The organism is Dactylosporangium roseum (assembly GCF_025264685.1).
GTDB lineage: Bacteria > Actinomycetota > Actinomycetes > Mycobacteriales > Micromonosporaceae > Dactylosporangium > Dactylosporangium roseum.
On sequence record NZ_CP073721.1, the window covers coordinates 6,781,284 to 6,800,523 of the forward strand.

Below are 19,240 nucleotides of genomic sequence, written 5' to 3' on the forward strand. Positions count from 1 at the left end.
GTCGTGGGTCTTCGCATCAACAACAACATCGCTGCCCAGAACGCCTACCGGAACCTGTCGGTGACGGACAGCCAGATGGGCAAGTCGCTGGAGAAGCTGTCGTCGGGTTTCCGGATCAACCGCGCGGCCGACGACGCCGCGGGCCTCTCGATCAGCGAGGGTCTTCGGTCCCAGATCGGCGGCCTGAAGGTCGCGGTGCGCAACGCGCAGGACGGCATCTCGGTCGTGCAGACCGCTGAAGGTGCTCTCACCGAGACGCACTCGATCCTGCAACGTATGCGTGACCTGTCCGTCCAGGCGTCGTCCACGGGCTCGCAGGACTCCGATGCACGGGCGGCGGCGCAGACCGAGTTCTCGCAGCTCACGCAGGAGCTCGACCGCATCGCCACCACCACCGCCTTTGGCGGGCAGAAGTTGCTCGACATCGGCGGCGCGGGTGCCTACGCGGGCACCTTCCAGGTCGGCGCCAACACCGCCGGCGCGGATCAGATCGCTGTGGACCTCAGCACCGCCGCCTTCGGCAGCGGCTCGACGGTGACCGGTTTCGACTCGTCCGGGCTCGGCGTCAACACGCTGGACCTCACCACGGCCGGGACGTCCGCCATCGAGGCGATCGACACCGCCATCAAGGGTGTTTCGACCGCTCGGGCCACCCTGGGTGCGTACCAGAACCGGTTCGAGCACACCATCAACAACCTCAACGTCGCCGTTGAGAACCTGTCCGCGTCGGAGTCGCGGATCCGGGACACCGACATGGCCTCGGAGATGGTGTCGTTCACCCGCTCACAGATCCTGACCCAGGCCGGCACCAGCATGCTGGCCCAGGCGAACCAGGCGCCGCAGAACGTCCTCTCGCTGCTGCGCTAGGACTGAAAGGGCAAACCTGACGAGGACACGACAGGGCACGGCACCCAGCCAGGGCGCCGTGCCCTGCCACATATCCGGGCGCGGAAGCCTCAAGGGTCCCGGGCGCGGGCCGATGACATGAGCGAACTGACGACACGGCCACGGACGGCCCGACCCGGTCTCAGGGAGAAACGGCATGGGTCTTCGGATCAACAACAACATCGCCGCGCAGAACTCCTATCGGAACCTGTCGGTGACGGACAGCCAGATGAGCAAGTCGCTGGAGAAGCTGTCCTCGGGTTTCCGGATCAACCGCGCGGCCGACGACGCCGCGGGCCTCTCGATCAGCGAGGGCCTGCGGTCGCAGATCGGCGGCCTGAGCGTGGCCGTCCGCAACGCGCAGGACGGCATCTCGGTCGTGCAGACCGCTGAAGGCGCGCTCACCGAGACGCACTCCATCCTGCAGCGCATGCGCGACCTGTCCGTCCAGGCGTCGTCCACGGGCTCGCAGGACTCCGACGCCCGCGCCGCGGCGCAGACCGAGTTCTCGCAGCTCACCCAGGAGCTCGACCGCATCGCCACCACCACGGCCTTCGGCGGCCAGAAGCTGCTGGACGTGGGCAACGCGGCATACGTCGGTACGTTCCAGGTGGGCGCCAACACCGCGGACGCGGACGCGATCACGGTCAGCCTCGGCACGCCGGCCTTCGGCAGCGGCTCGACGGTGACCGGCTTCGACTCGGCCGGTCTCGGTGTGGGCGGCCTCGACCTGACCACCTCGGGCACGGCGGCGATCGAGGCGATCGACACCGCGATCAAGGGCGTCTCGACCGCTCGGGCCACCCTCGGTGCGTACCAGAACCGCTTCGAGCACACCATCAACAACCTCAACGTCGCCGTCGAGAACCTCTCCGCGTCGGAGTCACGGATCCGGGACACCGACATGGCCCAGGAGATGGTGTCCTTCACCCGCTCACAAATCCTCACCCAGGCCGGCACGAGCATGCTCGCCCAGGCCAACCAGGCACCGCAGAACGTCCTGTCCCTGTTGCGCTAGCGGTTTGCCACGCATCGATCTTGCAGTTGTGGTGCCTGACAAACCGGGCATCGTGGGAGTGTCGAGGCACCACAAGTGCAAGATCGGCAAGGGTGGGGTCTATCAAGGAGGTACCGCATGGTCACCGGTGGCAGCGTCGACGGCTTGATCTCAGGGATGAGCACCTCCGCCGTCATCAGCCAACTGATGCAGGTGGAGGCGGCTCCGCAGACGTCGCTGAAGTCGAAGGTCAGCGCACAGCAGAAGGTCGTCACCTCGTACCAGAGCATCAACACGAAGATGTCGGCACTGCTGACCGCGGCGAAGGCGCTCAACGACCCGGTCGCCTGGAAGGGCGCTACGGCGACGTCCAGCTCCGACGCCGTCGTGGCGACCACCACCGCCAGCGGGTCCTCCCAGAGCGGCTCGTTGACCTTCTCCGTGAAGAAGCTCGCCTCCGCGCACTCGCTGGTCTACGGCGGCCGCGTCGCGGAAACCACCGACAGCGTCATGAGCGGCTCCTCGTTCGACATCACGATCAACGGGCAGACGAAGACGGTGACCCCCGCCGACACGTCGCTCAAGGGCGTCGTCGACGCCATCAACAAGACCGCCGACCTCGGCGTGAAGGCGACGGCGATCCAGGCCGCCCCGGGCCAGTACACGCTGCAGCTCACCGCGACCACCACCGGCACCGGCTCGACGTTCACCGTCAGCGGACTCGACGGCCTGGGCGCGGACGCGATCGCGACCCAGGGCGACAACGCCGTGCTCAGCGTGGGCACCACCAACCCGTTCGAGGTGTCGTCGTCGACGAACACGTTCAAGGGCCTGCTCGACGGCCTCACCGTGACCGCGTCGAAGGTCCAGGCGCCGACCGACCCGCCGATCACCGTCACGGTGGCCAGCGACACGGAGGGCATCGCGGCGAAGGTCCAGGCGATGGTCGACGCGGCGAACGCGACGCTGTCGGAGATCGCGACCCAGACCAAGTCCAAGAGCGGCGGCATCGCCGGCGGTCCCCTCGCCGGCAACTCCTCGATGCAGTCGCTCGCCACCACCGTGCTCAGCACCGTGTCCGGCGGCGCCGGCACGTTGGGCAGCCTCAAGGACGTCGGCGTCGAGCTGACCCGCGACGGGCAGTTGTCGTTCAACAAGACGACGTTCCTCGCCGCGCTCAACGCCGATCCGGTGAAGACCCAGTCGTACTTCAACGGCACGACCGACATCGACGGCGACGGCGTCAAGGACGGCTTCGCCGACAAGATGGTCAGCGTCGCGGACAAGGCCACGCAGACCAACACGGGCACCCTCGCCCGGTTCATCACCAGTGGCAACGATGCGATCACCGAGCTCAACGACCGCATCAGCGACTGGGACGTCCGCCTGGCGGCCCGCCAGCAAACGTTGCAGCGGCAGTTCACCGCGATGGAGACCGCGCTCGGCAAGCTCCGCAACCAGTCGAGCTGGCTCGCGGGCCAACTGTCGTCGCTGGGCTAGCGCACGTTTGCTGGCCGGCGCGCGGCCAGGGGCCGGCCTCAGCTCTGAACCAGGCACTCATCCCCTCGGCCCTTGGAGAAACGCATGACCACCCAAGCCCTCCGTAACCGGTACGTCAGCGACAGCGTCGCGACCGCCCCTCCGGCGCGCCTGCTCGTGATGCTGTACGACCGGCTTGTCCTCGACCTGATGATCGCCGGCCAGGCGCTGGAGGACGCCGACCGGTCCACGGCCTCGACCCGGATCCACCACGCGCAGGAGATCATCATGGAGCTCCGCGCGACGCTGGACACCTCCGTCTGGAGCGGCGGACCGGGGCTCGCCGCGCTGTACAGCTACCTGCTCAACGAGCTGGTCCAGGCCAACATCACCGGGGACCGGGCGCGCGTCGAGACCGTCCAGGGCCTCGCGGAGCAGCTCCGCGACGCGTGGCGCGAGGCGGCCGCGCAGGTGACCGGAACGGGACCATGACCGGCGACGGCCACTGGGACTCCGCGTGGAGCACCGCGCTCGACGCCATGGAGCTGGAGGCCGACGAGGTCGAGCAGCTCCTGCGCCACCGCGACCTGCTGGAGCGGCTGCCCGCGGACGCGGCGACGTTCACGCCGCCGCCGGACCTCGGGCCGCTGCCCCTCGCCCTGGAGGACCGGGCCCGCCGGCTGATGCAGCGGCAGCTCGACCTGTCGCGGGAGCTGTCGATCGCCATCGCCGGCAACCGGCAGCAGGCCCGCCTCGTCTCCCGGCTGCACCGTGAGGTCGACCAGAGCATCCCGGTGTTCCTCGACAACCGCACCTGAGAAACCCTCGAAAAGCACCTGAACGCGCCGATACGGGCAGCATGAGCCACATCCCGGTGTCCGTGATCATCGCCGCCGGGGGCAACCCCGACGACTTCCACGCCTGTCTCGAATCGCTCCGGCCTACCCTGGGCATGCGCGACGAGGTCGTCTGCGTCCTGCCCGCCGACCGTCCCGAACTGCGCGCCGAACTGCGGGGGCAGTCCTGGCTCAGCGTCGTGGAGACCGGCGAGCCGGACCCCGGCCGGCGGTGGGCCGTCGGCCTCGAGGCCACCCGGCACCCGATCGTGGTCCTCGTCGACGGCGACGTCGTGCTGTCGGCGTACTGGCTGGACCCGGTGGTCGAGTCGTTCGCCGACCCGGCGGTGGTCGCCGCCGGGCCCCGCTGCCAGCACAGCTACGGGCCGCAGCAGGCGGACCTGCCGGACTCGGCGCTGACGAGCGCCGCGGCGTTCAAGGCGTACGCGCGGGAGTGGCGCCACGAGCACCGCGAGGAGTTCAGCGACGTGGACCGGCTCGGCCCGGTGTGCGTGGCGATCCGCCGGGACGCGCTCGCGATCGCCGGCGGGCCGACGGCGGACCTGCCGTACGAGCGGCTGGCCGTTCAGGGCCGGCTCGTCGTCGCGCAGGCCGCGCTGGTGGCCCATGTCGGCTCGCCGAGGTGCGGGCTCCGCCCGGACGTCCCGGAGCCGCCCGGCGAGCCCCTGCTCTCCGCGAGCCTCATCGTGAAGGACGAGGAGGACGTCCTCGGCCGGTCGCTCGACGCGGTGCGCGAGCTCGTGGACGAGATCGTCGTCTACGACACCGGCTCCGGCGACCGTACGGTCGAGATCGCCCGCGCGCACGACGCCCTGGTCGTCGAGGGCTTCTGGAGCGACCACTTCGGCGACGCCCGCAACCGCTCCCTGGAGCACTGCCGGGGCCGCTGGGTGCTGTGGATCGACGCCGACGAGGTGTTCACCGGCAACGCGAAGGCGGTCCGCGACGCGCTGCGGCACGCCGAGCGCGACGCCTTCTTCGCCACCATCGACAACCAGGAGGGCCACGAGGGCGGCGCCGGCACGAGCACCATCTACTACCCGCGCATGTTCCGCCGGTCGCACGCCCGCATCTACGGCCGCCTCCACGAGCAGGTCGTCGACCGGATCACCGGCCGGGCGCTCAACGGCTCGCTCCTGCCGGACCTCGTGCTCGACCACTCGGGGTACACCCGCCTCCGCGGCCTGGTGAAGAACAAGGCGCAGCGGAACCTCCGGCTGGCCAAGCTGGCCGCCGAGGACATCAGCGGACTCACCGCGGTGGGCAACCTGGCCCGTTCACAGCTCGGCTCGGGCCACATCGAGGAATGCATCGAGACCAGCGAACGGGGACTCGCCCAGGCCAGGGAACACACGCACCACGTGCTGTTCCTCAAGATCCTCGCCGACGCGTACCTCACGGTCGGCCGCCTCGCCGAGGCCAACGAGACGATCGAGCGGCTCCGCGGGATCGCCAACACGCCGTTCACGGTCGGCGAGCACGAGGTCAAGCTGCGGTTCGCCGAGGGCGACTACGAGCGCACGCTGGAGCTCATCGAGGAGCTGCCCGAGTCGGGCGCCAACGACCTGCTCTACGGCGTCGGCAAGGGACGCTTCGCCGGCCTGCACATCGACGCGCTGAGCCGCCTCGACCGCCACCGGGAGGCCGCCTTCCAGTTGCGGCAGGCGTTGCGCGACGGCCGCGTGCCGGTGCCGGTGGCCCGCATGGCGCAGGTGCTCGGCGCCGCGGACGGCAGCCTCGCCGAGGTCGCCGAGCTGCTGCCCCGGGAGGCCCTGCGCGGCCTGCTGTTCAGCATCGCGGAGGCGCCGCCGGAGGCGGCCGACGAACTGCTGGAGGCGTTGTGGCGGCGGTACCCCGGGGAGCCGACGGTGTTGACGCTGGCCGCCCGGGTCGGCCGCCAGGTGCCCCTCATCCGCGCGATGGAGTGGTCCGCCCGCCTGCGCCAGCACGGCTTCCCGGCGCAGTGCACGCTGCTGGCGCTGTCCGCCGACGAGCGCCGGACGCCGCGGGAGCGCACGCTGGCGGCGGCCATCGCGCTGGAGATGTTCCACGACGAGGCCGCGCTGCCCCTCCTCCACGAGGCGCTGTCCTCGGTGCCGGACGCGGAGAGCGAGGCGGTCCTGCACGAGATGCGCATCCTGGCACCCCAGGTGTCCGCGAACATCGAACTGGCCGACGCCTGACCCCGTCGCCCCCGCGCCCCGGGTCCCCGGGGCGCGGGGGCGGTCAGCGGAGCAGGGCCACGTTGTCGAACCAGCCGGCCTTGAGCACCAGGGACAGGTCGACCGGGGCCGCCGAGCCGTCCTGCTGGATCACGGCCAGTCGCCAGCCGTCGGCGACGAGCCCGGCGAGCTGTTCGGCGAACGCCGGCCAGCGCTCGCCCATCCGGTTGCGCACCACCTCGACCGCGATCGCGACGTCGCGCGCCCCGGCCAGCCAGCCCGCCATCCCGGCCAGCACATCGGCCTCGGCGCCCTCCACGTCGATCTTCACCAGCCGCGGGCGGTGTTCCAGCAGCACGGGATCCAGCGGTACGGCGTCGACCGTCACCTCGTCGTGACGGTCGACCCGGAAGTGTCCCGCGTACCAGTCGTCGTGCCGCAGCAGGGAACCGTTGCCCTGGAAGCGCTCGCTCAGGTGGAACGTCAGCGTCTCGGCGCGGGACCAGGCGGCCTGCTCGCGGACCTCGACCCAGTCGTTGTAGTAGTTGACGGCCACGTTGTCGCGCAGCAGGGCCGCCTGGCGGGGACTCGCCTCGTAGGCGAGGACCCGGCCCTGCCGCCCGACGGTGCGGGCCATGAGGACCGTGAGCGCCCCGATGTTGGCGCCGACGTCGAAGGCGGTGTCGCCGGGGCGCAGCCAGCTCCTGACGAAGCCGCAGAGGGCCGGGTCAAAGGCGCCGTTGAGGACCAGGTCCGGGGTGAGGCTCATGTCGGCGCCGTCGCAGTAGAGCTTGTCACCCCACACGGTGCGCACGAGCACCCGCCCGCCGCCGACGTAGACGGCGGCATGCGCCGGCGACGGCGAGGGCGGCGACGCGGCCGGGGCCGGGGCCGGCACCGGGGCGGGACGGCCCAGCGCCCGCAGGGAGCGGGCGTTCTCGGCCGGGTCCGTGCTCAGCTCGACCCGGACCTTCGCGGGCAGGGAGCTGCCCTCCGGCTCGCCGTAGACCACGATGTCGGGCAGGTCGCGCCCGTCGGCGAGCTGGAGCATCACGCCGGCGACGGCGTCGCCCACCGCCTCCGTCGCCTCGGGCACGCCCTTCACGACGAGGGCCAGTTCCGTGCCGGGGACGGACGACGCGGCGTCCAGCGCGCCGGACAGCACGGCCGCGCCGGCCTCCACGAGGTCGGGGTCGACGGTGACGAGGATCCGCTCGGCGGTCCCGCTCAGGGGCGCCACAGGCTTTTCGACGTGCCACGACTTCGCCCAGTGGTGGGCGGCGTACGCGTCCGGGAACTCGTCGCCCGCGCGATGCGGCTCGGTCCAGTGGTACGGGTAGAAGAGCTCCGGCCCGAAGACGCTCGGGACCGGACGGCCCAGGGCGTCCTGCTCGATGAGCGTACGGGTGAGCAGCTCGGGCCCGGTCTGCTCGTTCGGCGGCCGGTCCGGCAGCCAGGCGACCGAGTCGGCGAGCGCCGCCACGACCGCGGCGAAGAAGGGATGGCCGGGCTCGCAGCCGAGCAGCCCGATGCTCGCCCGGAAGCCGTCCTCGCGGGCGCAGAACGCGTCGACCCCGCCGAGGAGGGGTTCGATGTCGCGGAAGCACTCGAAGTCGGTGTCGACGTAGACGCCGCCGTGGGCGAGCAGCAGCTCGTACCGGAAGATGTCGGCCTTCTGCGCCATCGTCGTGGCGGCGTCGAAGGCGGCCTGGTTGACCAGCGGCGGGACGTCCTCCTCCCGCCACAGCCGCAGCTCCCAGCCGGGGTGGTGCCGCGCCCACGTCTCGCCCAACGCCTGCTCGCGGGCCGGCAGCGGACCGCCGAACCAGATGCGGTGGAAGACCCTGGGGATGCGCAATTGCTGGATCACTGCTGTCATCGGAAGCTCCCGACCAGGTCGCGGGTGTGCAGCAGGCGCCGCAGGGAGTCGCTGATCGTGCCGCGCGGCAGCGGGAGGGCGTGCCGGGTCGGGTCGTGGCCGTCGAGCGGGGTGAACGAGGCGACCACGTCGCACGCCCGCCACAGGTCGTCGGCGTCGTCGCAGGCGAGCACCTCGACGTCCCCGACGCCGCTGAACGTGTGGCCGTCCGATCCGATGCCGGTCGACGCCTTCGGCGCTCGGCCTTCTCGGGGCACACCCACGACCAGTACCGCCGCATGCTCCGGCGCGTCGGCCAGCGCCCGCGCCACCTCGCTCAGCAGCGGCGACAACGCGCTGATGCCGACCCGCAGCGGCCGGCCCTCCTCCCGGGCCGCCGCCCGGCGGGCGACCAGCAGCCAGCCGAGGCTCGCCTCGATCGAGCTGACCGTCAGCAGGTCGGAGTGCAGCCGGTCGAGCAGCGTGCCCTTGCCGTGCGGGTCCGGCAGCTTCCGCAGCTCCTCCAGGGTCGTCGGCCAGTTCGCGGTGAGTAGCCGCAGCCGGGCGTCGGCCCGGCGGGCGAGCTTGCGCGCCGTGGCCTCATACGTGCTGCTGCGAAACGCCGGGTGGGTGCGCAGCGCCGGATGCCGCTCGGCGAGGTGTGCCCGGGCCTGGCCGACGCGCCCGGCGCGGCGCATCAGCGACAGCGCGTCGAGCCCGATCCGGACCCGCTGCACGGCGTGCCGGTTGTGCACGACCCTCAGGCCGCGGGGTTTGCCGGCGAGACGGTACGCGAGGTCCGCGTCCTCGGCGAACGAGACCTCGAAGCGGGTGTCGCCGAGCACCGAACGGCGGATCGTCGAGCGGCCGCCCCAGAACTGGTACCAGTCGCCGACGCTCAGGTGCCGCAGGCCCTCGTGGCTCATGTAGACCGTGCCGCGGAACGCCAGCCAGGCCTCGACGCTGGTGGCGCGGTCGGCGGTCGGGCCGGTCCAGCCGAGGACGGCGTCGACCTCGTCGCCGTGTTCGAGGTACGTGCGCAGGTGTTCGGCGAGGCAGCGCGGCGCGGGTTCGTCGTCGTCGTCGAGGAAGAACAGGATGTCGCCGCGGCTCGCCTCGACGCCGACGTTGCGGGCCTCGCCGAGGCCGACGTTCCGGTCGAGCCGGATGAAGGTGAGGTCGAGCCGGTCCAGGAACGGCAGCACGATCGGCTCGGCGCTCTCCGCGGACCCGTCGTCGACCACCACCACGTGGAACCGTTCGCGGGGCAGCGTCTGCCGGCACAGCGCGGCGAGGCACTCGTGCAACGGCCCGGGCCGCTGGTAGGTGGTGACCACGACGCTCATCGTCAGGTCGGTCTCCGGCGGTTCCAGCTCGCCGGCGAGCTCGCGGTACACGTCGGCCCACCCCTTGCCGGCCCGCGGGCTGGAGTGGTCGAGGACCGGGCTGCCCGGGTCGAGCCAGTCCGCCTGGAGGCCGCGGTGGTCGGCGACGCAGACGAGGTCGGCCCGGGTGAACTGGTCGGCGAGGAAGGCCAGGGCGGACTCGCCACGCGGTGGCTGCCAGCCGGCGTGGACGCTGGTGACGAGCGGGATGCCGAGCAGCCACACGCGTTCCAGCACCGCGGCGTCGACCAGTTCCCCGGCGAGGTGCACGTGGACGGCGTCGACGGGCCAGTCGACTAGCAGCTCGGCGAGCAGCCTTTCGGCAGGCGTGTCACCGTGGAACGGCTCCGGGTTGGCGACCTCGAGCAGGAACTTCCGGACCCCTTGGTCCAGCCCGACTTCCCGCAGTGCCGGTTGCTCGGCCCGCACCGGCTCGACGGTGAGCACGTCCCACCCGCGGGCGGCCACCTGCCGGGCAAGATTGGCGCAGCGACGGTACGCGATGGCGTCGCGGGACGGCAGGATGACAGCGACGACCGCCCGGCGTGTGTTGTTCCGCACACGCTCCCCATCGGCACCCGTCCCGCATCGTTGAGAAAACCCCCCCGCCCACCCCGCCCCACCCCACCCCGCCCCACCGCGTCGATCTTGCAGTTGTGGTGCCGGGACACTCCCAGAATGCCCGTTTTGTTAGGCACCACAACTGCAAGATCGACGCACAATGGTTGGCGAGTGTCAGTGGGGGGAGCCGACCAGTTCGCCCTCGACGATCCGGGCGCGGTGGGCGGCCGGCGGGCGGCGGCGCATGAAGCGCGGGGCCCACCAGTTCGCGTTGCCCAGCAGGGTCATCAGCGACGGGAGCACCACCGCCCGGATGACGGTCGCGTCGAGCAGGATCGCCGCCGCCAGGCCGACACCCAACTGCTTCATGTCGATCGTGCTCAGCGTCGCGAAGATGGAGAACACCGCCACCATCACGATCGCCGCGCTGGTCACGACGCCGGCCGAGCCGGTGATGCCGTGCGCCACCGCCGCCCGGGTCGGCATGCCCCGGTCGACCGCCTCGCGGATCCGGCTCACCACGAAGACGTGGTAGTCCATCGAGAGGCCGAACAGCACCACGAAGAGGAACAGCGGTAGCCAGGACACGACCGCGTCCATCGAGGTGAATCCGAGGATGCCCTCGGCCCAGGTGTTCTGGAAGATCAGCACCACCAGGCCGTACGACGCCGCGGCGGACAGCATGTTCAGCGCGATGGACGTCAGGGCGACGACCACCGAGCGGAACGTGAATGCCATCACCAGGAAGGTCAGCACGAGCACGAAGCCCATGACGTAGGGCAGGTTGTGCTTCACGTGGCCGGCGTAGTCGACGTCGGCGCCGACGAACCCGCCGACGGCCGTTTCGGCGCCGGGCACCTGGCCCAGCGTCTGCGGCACGAGCTGCGTGCGCAGCCGGGTCAGCGACTCCTTGGCCTGGTCCGACCGGCCGGTGAACGGGGTGGCGACCTCGAGCGTGGCGACCTTGCCGTCGGCCGAGAACCGGACGTCCGGCGCCTCGTCCAGCGGCGCGAACAGCGGGTCCGCCGCGGCCTTCCGCGCGAGCGTGTCCAGCGCCCGCTCGACCGCCGGTCGCTGCCCGTCGGGCACCCGGACCGCGACGGTGTGCGTGGTGCCGTTGCTGGGGAACGCCCGCACCAGCCGGTCGTACGCCCGCATCGTCGGCGTCGTGCGCGGCAGGTCCTCCATGCCGGGGAAGGCCAGCCGCATGCTGATCGCGGGTGCGGCCAGGGCCAGCAGCGCCAGCACCGAGACGGTGAGCGTCAGGAAGGGCTTGCGGATCGCCGGCCGCAGGATGAAGGACCAGAACCGGCCGCCGGTGCCCTCGGCGCGCGGCCGGGTCAGGCGCCACAGCACCGGCACCCGGGGACGGTCGATCCACCGGCCGAGCTTGGACAGCAGCGCCGGCAGCACGGTCAGCGAGCCGAGCACGGCCACCAGGACGACCAGGATCGAGCCGACGGCGAGCGACGAGAAGACGACGTCACCGGCGAGGAACAAGCCGGCCATCGAGATCGTCACGGCGATGCCGGAGACGACGACGGCGTGCCCGGAGGTCTCGGCCGCGATCTCGACGGCGTCGAGGTGCTTGCGGCCCTTCGCCCGCTCCTCGCGCTCACGGCGCAGGTAGAACAGCGAGTAGTCGACGCCGACGGCCATGCCGATGAGCAGGATGACGCTGGCGGTGGTGTCGGTCGACGGCACCAGGTGCGAGGCGAGCGTCGAGAGGCCGAGCGCGGCGGCGACCGACGACAGTGCCAGCAGGACCGGCACACCGGCGGCGATGAGCGCGCCGAACGCCACGATGAGGATCGCGAACGTCACCGGCAGGCTCAGAAACTCGGCCCGCTTGAAGTCCTTGCCGAGCGTGTCGTCCATGGCCTGACCGATGGACGGGCCGCCGGTCTCCTCGACCCGCAGGCCGGGGTGGCGGCGCTGCACCTCCTCGGTGGCCTTGCGCAGCGGCGCGAGCCGCTCCCGCGCCGTCTCGGGGTCGCCGCTCATGGTCACCCGCACCAGCAGCGCGCTGTTGTCGTGCGACGGCAGCGGCGGGCTCACCTCCGCGACCTCGGGCAGGGCCTTCATCGTCGCGGTCACGTCGTCGGCGGCGGCCCGGGCCTCGGCCGGGTCGAGGGCGCCGGACGGCGCGGTGATCAGCACGCTCTCGGCGGCCGGGGCGTCGAAGTCGCCGTCCTTGACGATGACGTCGGCCCGGCCCGACTCACCGATCGCCTGGTCGGTGCTGGTCGCCTCGACGGTCCCCGCCATGTTGCCGCCGACGAAGCACACGGCGACGAACACGACCCACAGTGCGATCGCGCGCCAAGGATGCTCGGCACTCCACCGTGCCACCCGAACTGTAAGCGGTCTCTTCTCCACGCCGACGACGCTATGGATCGGCGGCGCCGCGAACATCCGGGCCGGACCCCGCTCCCACCCGGATCCGCCCGGTGGGGGCATTCGGGGTTCTCCCTGACACCCGTGACGGGTGAGACGAAAGCCCCGAACCGCCACCGACCTGCCACCGACCGGCAACCAAGCGGCAACCAACCGGCACACCGAACTGCCTCAACATACGACCCCGGGCGCCGATGTGCCCAACGAGCAAGGATCGCTCATCAGTTGCGCCACGGACCGGCGACACACCGACGGGAGTTCGGTCCGTGTTCGAAGACGTCACGTCGGTCGCCCTGCACAGCGCCCTCACCGGGCTGGCCAAGCGGCAGCGGGTGATCGCCGACAACATCGCCAACATCGAGACGCCGGGGTTTCTCGCCGGCCGGGTCCAGTTCGAGGACGCGTTGCGCACCGCTGTCGAGGCGGGTGAGCCCGGCAACGCACCCGTCAGGGTGGCCAGATCGCTGGAGCCGACCCGGGAGAACGGCAACAACGTGAACCTCGACCACGAGGTGCTCTCGAACATCGACACGAATCTGCGGTACCAGACGATGCTGCGCGCCACCGACGACAAGTTCGTCCTGCTGCGCACCGCGATCAGGGGTTGATCATGACCATCTTCAGCGCGATCGGCATCGCCGGCACCGGTGTGACCGTCTACCGCAAGTGGCTGGACGCCATCGCGGACAACGTCGCGAACATCAACGACGCGGTGTCCACGAACGGCGAGGTGTTCCGGGCGCGGTACGTGCAGGCGCAGGCCGTCGGCTACGGATCGGGCGAGGGCGGGGCGGTCGTGGCCGGCACCGCGCTCGGCGACGCCAAGGGCCGGCTGGTGTACGAGCCGGACAATCCCCTCGCCGACCGGGAGGGCTACGTGAAGTACCCCAGCATCGACCTCGGCACGCAGATGACCCAGATGATCATGGCGCAGCGGGCCTACCAGGCGAACCTGACCGTCGTGGACCGCGCCAAAGACGCGTACCAGGCGGCGATCCAGATCGGGAAGGGCTGATCCCCGTGTCCATCGACGCGATCGCTCCCATCGGGGCCGTCTCCGGCCTCTCCCCCGTCACCGCCTCGTCCGGCAGCGGCGGCGAGACCGGCGGCACCGCCGGCGGCGTGGACTTCGGCGCGATGGTGGCGCAGGGCCTGCAACGGCTCCAGCAGGTCCAGGACACCGCCGACGGGCTGGCCGTCCAGGCCGCCACCGGCCGGCTCACCGACGTGCACGACTACATGATCGCGGCGACCCAGGCGAGTCTCGCGACGAGCCTCGCCGCCGCCGTGCGCAACCGCGCCCTCGAGTCGTTCAACGAGATCATGAGGATGCAGGCCTGATGCGCGAGCGGCTCACCGCGCTCGGCCGCCGTGGCGCCGACGGCTGGAAGTCGTTCACGCCGGGGCAGAAGGCGGTCACCGTCGTCGCCGTGCTGGCGCTGGCCATCGGCGGGTACTTCTTCGCGACGTGGGCGGGCAAGCCCACGATGGCCCCGCTGTTCTCGAACCTGGCGGCCGCGGACGCGAGTGCGATCGTCGACCGGCTCAACGCCGAGGGCGTGACGTACTCCATCACCGACGGCGGCGGCACCATCATGGTGCCCAGCGACCAGGTCTATGCCCTGCGCATCTCGATGAGCGGCGCCGGCCTGCCCGCCGAGGGTGACGCCGGCTACGCCCTGCTCGACAAGCAGGGCGTCATGACGAGCGAGTTCATGCAGCAGGTGACCTACCGGCGGGCGCTGGAAGGTGAGCTGGGCAAGACGATCCGGTCGATCGACGGGGTCAATGCGGCGACGGTACACCTCGCGATCCCGCAGAAGGACGTCTTCACCGACGAGCAGCAGCCGCCGACGGCGTCGGTGCTCGTGGACACCGGCACCAAGCCGCTCTCCGGCGACAAGGTGACCTCGATCATCCACCTCGTGTCCTCCAGCGTGGAAGGGATGGAGCCGAACGCGGTCACCGTCGTCGGCGCCAACGGCAAGGTCCTGTCGAGCTCCGGCGACAGCGGCGGCGCAACGGGAGCGGACGGTGCCGCCGGTCTGACCGGCGCGTACGAGCAACGGCTCAACACCGCGTTGCAGCACATGCTCGACACCGTCGTCGGGCCGGGACACTCGGTCGTCAACGTCACCGCCGACCTGGACTTCGACAACACCGAGACGAAGACGCAGCGGTACGTCGCGGATCCGGCCGTGCCGCCGCTGTCGGAGTCGAAGAAGTCGGAGCAGTACACGGGTGGTAACGGCACCCCGGTCGGGGGTGTGCTCGGGCCGGACAACATCCAGGTCCCCAACGGCACCGGTGCCGGCGGCGACGGGCAGTACCAGCAGACGACGGAGACCCGCAACAACGCGGTCGGCATGGTCACCGAGACCCGCAAATCGGCCCCCGGCGCGGTGAAGAAGCTCGCCGTGGCGGTCATCGTCGACAGCTCGAAGGCGCGGATCGACGAGGCGCAGTTGCAGCAACTGGTGTCCTCGGCGGTCGGGCTCGACGCGACCCGCGGCGACCAGATCGCGGTCAGCTCGATGGCCTTCGACACCAGCACCGCCGAGGCCGAGCAGAACGCGCAGGCGGAGGCCACCAAGCAGCAGCAGGCGGAGGTGCGGCAGCAGTACGTCCAGATGGGCGCGATCGTCCTCGCGCTGCTGATCCTGCTGATCGTGGCCGCGCTCCGGCAGCGCAAGAAGCGCAAGGCGGAGAAGCTGAAGCTCACCGAGGAGCAGAACGCCGCGCTGGAGGAGATGCAGGCCGCGATCGAGGCGGCCCGCGCGAAGCTCGCGCTGGAAGGCGGCGGCGGCCCGGGCGGGGCCCCGGCGCTGGAGGGCGGCGGCGCGCCGGGCGACGAGTTCGACCGCGACGGCCGGTTCCGCGACCTGACGACCATGGTGGAGAAGCAGCCCGACGAGGTGGCACAACTGCTGCGCGGCTGGCTCGCGGACCGGCGTGGCTAGGGCGGTGATCCATGACCACGGGTGAGATGACGGGTCTGCGCAAGGCCGCCATCCTGCTCGTGCAGATGGGCAAGGAGGACGCCGCCAAGATCATGTCGCACCTCCGGGAGGCCGAGGTCGAGGAGCTCACCGCCGAGATCGTGCGCCTGGGCCAGGTCGAGGTCGACATCGCCGACACGGTGCTCGCGGAGTTTCACGACATGGCGACCGGCCACAAGTACGTGGGCCAGGGCGGCATGGACTTCGCCCGGGACCTGCTGGAGGCGTCGCTCGGCCGGGAGCGGGCCGGCGAGATCGTCGACCGGCTGAACACCGTCTTCCTGGACGTACCGTTCGGGTTCCTGACCCAGGCGGATCCGCGGCAGCTCCTGTCGTTCCTCCAGGACGAGCACCCGCAGACGATCGCCCTCGTGCTCGCGCACATGACCGCGACCCAGGCGTCGCAGATCCTCTCCGGCCTCCCGCCGGAGCTCCAGGCCGACGTGGCGCACCGGATCGCCGTCATGGACCGCACCTCGCCCGACATCATCCGCCAGGTCGAGGCGACGCTGGAACGCAAGATGTCGTCGGTGCTCCAGCCCAACGACCTGTCCAACGTCGGCGGCCTGGAGCCGCTGGTCGAGATCATCAACCGGACCGACCGGGCCACCGAACGGCTCATCCTGGAGGGCCTCGCCGGGCGCAACCCGGAGCTCGCCGAGGAGATCCGGTCGAAGATGTTCATGTTCGAGGACATCGTCTCCCTCGACGACCGCTCCATCCAGCTCGTGCTGCGTCAGGTCGAGACCAACGACCTCGCCACGGCGCTCAAGGGCGTGCGCGAGGAGGTCCGCCAGAAGGTCATGAAGAACCTCTCGGAGCGGGCCTCGGAGAACCTCGCCGACGAGATCGAGATGCTCGGCCCGGTGCGTCTGCGTACCGTCGAGGAGTCGCAAGCCAAGATCGTCCAGGCCATCCGCACCCTGGAGGAGTCCGGACAGATCGTGATCCGCAGGGGCGATGACGATGAGTTCGTCGGCTGACTACGAGCCGGCCTTCCCGCCGCCGCGGAAGCGGCCGGGCAAGCCGCGGCCGGCCTTCCCGCCGCCGCCACCGCCGCCCGTGACCCCGGCGACACGGGCGTTCCCGCCGCCGGAGCAGCCGGCGACGGTACGGTTCGGCGAGCACGTCCTGCGCGACGACCGTGCCGGTGCGGCCCCGCCGGCCCGGTTCGACGTCGACCTCAGCGAGCGGGAGACGCTGCCGCCCGGCCTCGTCGCCCGGATGCGCGCCGAGGCGGAGGCCGTCGGATACGCCGCGGGCTGGGCGCAGGGCCGCCGGGAGGCGCACGCCGGCGCCGCCGCCGAGGCCGAGCGGATGGCCGCCGAGGCCGCGGAGGTCGCCGAGATGCACCGCCGCCGGGTCGACCGGGCGCTGAAGGCGCTCGGCGCCGCCGCCGACGCCCTCGAGCGCCGCGCCGTGCCCGCCGCGCACGACATCGAGGCACAGATCGTCGAGTCCGCGTTCGCGCTCGCCGAGGCGGTGCTCGGCCGCGAGCTGCGCACCACCGCCGAGCCGGGCCGGGAAGCGCTCACGCGGGCCCTCGCGCTCGCGCCGTCGGCAAGTCCGGTGACCGTACGGCTCAACCCGGCCGACCGGCTGACGATTGGCCGTACGGAACTGGTCATGGACGGCCGCACGGTGACCCTCGTCGAGGACCCGGCCCTCCAGTCGGGCGACGCCGTTGCGGTGTGCGACGCCACGACGATCGACGCGCGGCTGGGGCCGGCGCTCGAACGGGTGCGGGAGGTACTCGAACAGTGACACTGACATCGGCGCTGCGACAGCGGTTCGCGGCGGCCCGGCAGGCCGCCCGTCCCCGCGTGACCGGCCGGGTCAGCTCGATCGTCGGCCTGTCCGTCACCGTGACCGGGATCGAGGGCCGCGTCGGCGACCTGGTCGAGATCGGCGATCCCGAGCGGATGCCGCCGGTGCCCGCCGAGGTCGTGTCGATCGAGGGCGACCGGCTCGCCTGCCTGCCGCTCGGCCCGCTCACCGGGATCGGGGCCGGCAGCCCGGTGCGAAGCACCGGCGGGCCGCTGCGGATCGCCGTCGGCGAACAGTTGCGCGGCCGCGTGCTCGACGGGCTCGGCCGGCCGATGGACGGCGGGCCCGCGCTCTTCGGCCTCGAACAGGTCTCCGTCGAGAACGACGCGCCCGACGCCCTCGCCCGCGGCCGGGTCCAGGAGCCGCTGTCGCTCGGCGTGCGCGCCCTCGACACCCTCGTGCCGTGCGGCCGGGGCCAGCGCGTCGGCATCTTCGCCGGCAGCGGCGTCGGCAAGAGCAGCCTGATGTCGATGATCACCCGCGGTACCGACGCCGAGATCTCGGTGATCGGGCTGGTCGGCGAACGCGGCCGCGAGGTCCGCGAGTTCATCGAGAACGACCTCGGCCCCGAGGGCCTGGCCCGCTCGGTGGTGGTGATCGCGACCTCCGACCAGCCGCCGCTCGTCCGCCTGCGGGCGGGCTTCGTCGCGACCCGCGTCGCGGAGTTCTTCCGCGACGGCGGCGCCGACGTGCTGCTGCTCATGGACAGCCTCACGCGCACCGCGATGGCGCAGCGCGAGGTCGGCCTGTCCGCCGGCGAGCCGCCCGCGACGCGCGGCTATCCGCCGAGCGTCTTCGCACTGCTGCCGCGCCTCCTCGAGCGCGCCGGCCCGGCGCCGGTCGGCAGCATCACCGGCCTCTACACGGTGCTCGTCGAGGGCGACGACCACAACGAGCCGATCGCCGACGCGGCCCGGTCCATCCTGGACGGCCACATCACCCTCGACCGGCGGCTGGCCACGTCCGGCCACTTCCCCAGCATCGACGTCCTGGAGTCGGTGTCCCGGGTCGCCAACGCGGTCACGACCCGCGAGCAGCGCGCGAACGCAACCGTTCTGCGGCGCATGCTGGCCGCCCACCGCGACGTGCGCGAACTGGTCGAGATCGGCGCGTACGTCGCGGGCACCAACCCCGACGCGGACCGCGCGCGCCAGCTCTGGCCGCAGATCAACGACTTCCTCCGGCAGGACATGGACGACACCACCCCGGCGCCCCGGGCGTGGGAGACGCTCGACGCACTGGTGGCGGGTGGCTGATGGCCAAGAGTGGATTCCGGCTGGCCGCGGTCCTTCGGGCCCGCAAGGCACAGGAAGATGCCGCGAAAGCAGCGGTGGTACGCGCACGTGCCGACGCCACCACGGCGGTGGAGATGGTCCGCGCGCGGGAGCGTGACCTCGACGGGCGCAGGGTGCCCGACGCGGCCACCTCGGCGGCGTTCGCGGCCACGCTGACCGCACGCCAGGCGGTCGCGGGCGAGCTCGCCGCCGCGATCGGCGTGCGCCGGCTCGCCGAGGAGACCGTCGAGGACCGCCTGCGCGACCTGACCGAGGCGGCCGTGCAGCGGCGCACGATCGAGAAGCTCCAGGAACGGCACGACGCGACCCGCAAGCGCACCCGGCAGGCCGCCGAGGAGAAGGCCATCGACGACCTGACCACCGCCGCCGCGCACAAGGAGCCCCGCGCGTGACCGGTCCGGAGCGCAGCGGAGGGGCCGGTCACCATGGGCTCAGGGTGGAGGTCAGGCGGCCGGAGCGCAGCGGAGGTCGCGTGACCGTTCCGGAGCGCAACGGAGGGGCCGGTCACCATGGGCTCGGTGTGACGTCAGGCGGCCGG

General features: G+C 71.7%; 17 protein-coding genes. 14 read left to right on the plus strand and 3 right to left on the minus strand.

What is annotated here, in order from left to right:
• Positions 1-3: 3 nt before the first annotated feature.
• The 6 genes from Drose_RS31745 to Drose_RS31770 all read left to right on the plus strand — a co-directional run bounded on the left by Drose_RS31745 (position 4) and on the right by Drose_RS31770 (position 6,401).
• Complete coding sequence (locus tag Drose_RS31745; protein WP_260724945.1) at positions 4-867, plus strand: flagellin N-terminal helical domain-containing protein; 864 nt, start codon at positions 4-6, stop codon at positions 865-867.
• A gap of 175 nt (positions 868-1,042) precedes the next feature.
• Positions 1,043-1,903 carry a flagellin N-terminal helical domain-containing protein gene (locus Drose_RS31750; protein ID WP_260724946.1) on the plus strand — a complete coding sequence of 287 codons (861 nt, stop codon included), beginning with the start codon at positions 1,043-1,045 and terminating at the stop codon, positions 1,901-1,903.
• A 117-nt stretch (positions 1,904-2,020) separates the two neighbouring features.
• Entirely contained in the window at positions 2,021-3,382 is a 1,362-nt protein-coding gene (fliD, locus tag Drose_RS31755) for a flagellar filament capping protein FliD (RefSeq protein ID WP_260724947.1), read from the plus strand.
• An 84-nt stretch (positions 3,383-3,466) separates the two neighbouring features.
• Positions 3,467-3,853, plus strand: coding sequence for a flagellar export chaperone FliS (fliS, locus tag Drose_RS31760; RefSeq protein ID WP_260724948.1), 387 nt, complete (start codon positions 3,467-3,469; stop codon positions 3,851-3,853).
• Complete coding sequence (locus Drose_RS31765) at positions 3,850-4,179, plus strand: hypothetical protein (RefSeq protein ID WP_260724949.1); 330 nt, start codon at positions 3,850-3,852, stop codon at positions 4,177-4,179. The genes fliS and Drose_RS31765 overlap by 4 nt, the downstream gene beginning before the upstream one ends.
• Positions 4,180-4,220: 41 nt before the next feature.
• Complete coding sequence (locus Drose_RS31770) at positions 4,221-6,401, plus strand: tetratricopeptide repeat-containing glycosyltransferase family 2 protein (protein WP_260724950.1); 2,181 nt, start codon at positions 4,221-4,223, stop codon at positions 6,399-6,401.
• Positions 6,402-6,444: 43 nt separating this feature from the next.
• On the opposite strand, the gene Drose_RS31775 is transcribed toward Drose_RS31770, so the two are convergent.
• From Drose_RS31775 to Drose_RS31785, 3 genes are all read right to left on the minus strand, one after another.
• The gene (locus Drose_RS31775) at positions 6,445-8,259 is read right to left on the minus strand and encodes an FkbM family methyltransferase (protein WP_260724951.1); all 1,815 of its coding nucleotides are present in this window, start codon (positions 8,257-8,259) and stop codon (positions 6,445-6,447) included.
• Positions 8,256-10,184, minus strand: coding sequence for a glycosyltransferase (locus Drose_RS31780; protein WP_260724952.1), 1,929 nt, complete (start codon positions 10,182-10,184; stop codon positions 8,256-8,258). The genes Drose_RS31775 and Drose_RS31780 overlap by 4 nt, the downstream gene beginning before the upstream one ends.
• Positions 10,185-10,358: 174 nt before the next feature.
• On the minus strand, positions 10,359-12,563 hold the full coding sequence (locus Drose_RS31785; protein WP_343871260.1) for an MMPL family transporter: 2,205 nt from the start codon (positions 12,561-12,563) through the stop codon (positions 10,359-10,361).
• 284 nt (positions 12,564-12,847) lie between these two features.
• Here Drose_RS31785 and Drose_RS31790 point away from each other — a divergent pair, with 284 nt between their 5' ends.
• The 8 genes from Drose_RS31790 to Drose_RS31825 are packed head-to-tail and all read left to right on the plus strand — an operon-like array spanning position 12,848 to position 19,094.
• Entirely contained in the window at positions 12,848-13,189 is a 342-nt protein-coding gene (locus Drose_RS31790) for a flagellar basal body rod protein FlgB (RefSeq protein WP_260724954.1), read from the plus strand.
• Between the two features lie 2 nt (positions 13,190-13,191).
• Positions 13,192-13,596, plus strand: coding sequence for a flagellar basal body rod protein FlgC (locus Drose_RS31795; RefSeq protein WP_260724955.1), 405 nt, complete (start codon positions 13,192-13,194; stop codon positions 13,594-13,596).
• Between the two features lie 5 nt (positions 13,597-13,601).
• Complete coding sequence (gene fliE, locus Drose_RS31800; protein ID WP_260724956.1) at positions 13,602-13,922, plus strand: flagellar hook-basal body complex protein FliE; 321 nt, start codon at positions 13,602-13,604, stop codon at positions 13,920-13,922.
• Positions 13,922-15,541, plus strand: coding sequence for a flagellar basal-body MS-ring/collar protein FliF (gene fliF / locus Drose_RS31805; protein ID WP_260724957.1), 1,620 nt, complete (start codon positions 13,922-13,924; stop codon positions 15,539-15,541). Before fliE ends, fliF begins: the two co-directional genes overlap by 1 nt.
• Before the next feature lie 11 nt (positions 15,542-15,552).
• The gene (fliG, locus tag Drose_RS31810; RefSeq protein WP_260724958.1) at positions 15,553-16,563 is read left to right on the plus strand and encodes a flagellar motor switch protein FliG; all 1,011 of its coding nucleotides are present in this window, start codon (positions 15,553-15,555) and stop codon (positions 16,561-16,563) included.
• Complete coding sequence (locus Drose_RS31815) at positions 16,547-17,344, plus strand: FliH/SctL family protein (protein ID WP_260724959.1); 798 nt, start codon at positions 16,547-16,549, stop codon at positions 17,342-17,344. Before fliG ends, Drose_RS31815 begins: the two co-directional genes overlap by 17 nt.
• Positions 17,341-18,663 (plus strand): FliI/YscN family ATPase, encoded by a 1,323-nt coding sequence (locus tag Drose_RS31820; protein WP_260724960.1) that lies wholly within the window; start codon positions 17,341-17,343, stop codon positions 18,661-18,663. Before Drose_RS31815 ends, Drose_RS31820 begins: the two co-directional genes overlap by 4 nt.
• Positions 18,663-19,094, plus strand: a complete 432-nt coding sequence (locus Drose_RS31825; RefSeq protein WP_260724961.1) for a hypothetical protein — start codon at positions 18,663-18,665, stop codon at positions 19,092-19,094. The genes Drose_RS31820 and Drose_RS31825 overlap by 1 nt, the downstream gene beginning before the upstream one ends.
• Positions 19,095-19,240: the final 146 nt, after the last annotated feature.

Coding starts and splice junctions, on each gene's coding strand:
- fliG (WP_260724958.1), top strand. CDS start 15,553: ATGACCACGGGTGAGATGACGGGTCTGCGCAAGGCCGCCATCCTGCTC.
- fliD (WP_260724947.1), top strand. CDS start 2,021: ATGGTCACCGGTGGCAGCGTCGACGGCTTGATCTCAGGGATGAGCACC.
- Drose_RS31795 (WP_260724955.1), top strand. CDS start 13,192: ATGACCATCTTCAGCGCGATCGGCATCGCCGGCACCGGTGTGACCGTC.
- Drose_RS31750 (WP_260724946.1), top strand. CDS start 1,043: ATGGGTCTTCGGATCAACAACAACATCGCCGCGCAGAACTCCTATCGG.
- Drose_RS31770 (WP_260724950.1), top strand. CDS start 4,221: ATGAGCCACATCCCGGTGTCCGTGATCATCGCCGCCGGGGGCAACCCC.
- Drose_RS31815 (WP_260724959.1), top strand. CDS start 16,547: ATGAGTTCGTCGGCTGACTACGAGCCGGCCTTCCCGCCGCCGCGGAAG.
- fliS (WP_260724948.1), top strand. CDS start 3,467: ATGACCACCCAAGCCCTCCGTAACCGGTACGTCAGCGACAGCGTCGCG.
- fliF (WP_260724957.1), top strand. CDS start 13,922: ATGCGCGAGCGGCTCACCGCGCTCGGCCGCCGTGGCGCCGACGGCTGG.
- Drose_RS31775 (WP_260724951.1), bottom strand. CDS start 8,259: ATGACAGCAGTGATCCAGCAATTGCGCATCCCCAGGGTCTTCCACCGC.
- Drose_RS31825 (WP_260724961.1), top strand. CDS start 18,663: ATGGCCAAGAGTGGATTCCGGCTGGCCGCGGTCCTTCGGGCCCGCAAG.
- Drose_RS31765 (WP_260724949.1), top strand. CDS start 3,850: ATGACCGGCGACGGCCACTGGGACTCCGCGTGGAGCACCGCGCTCGAC.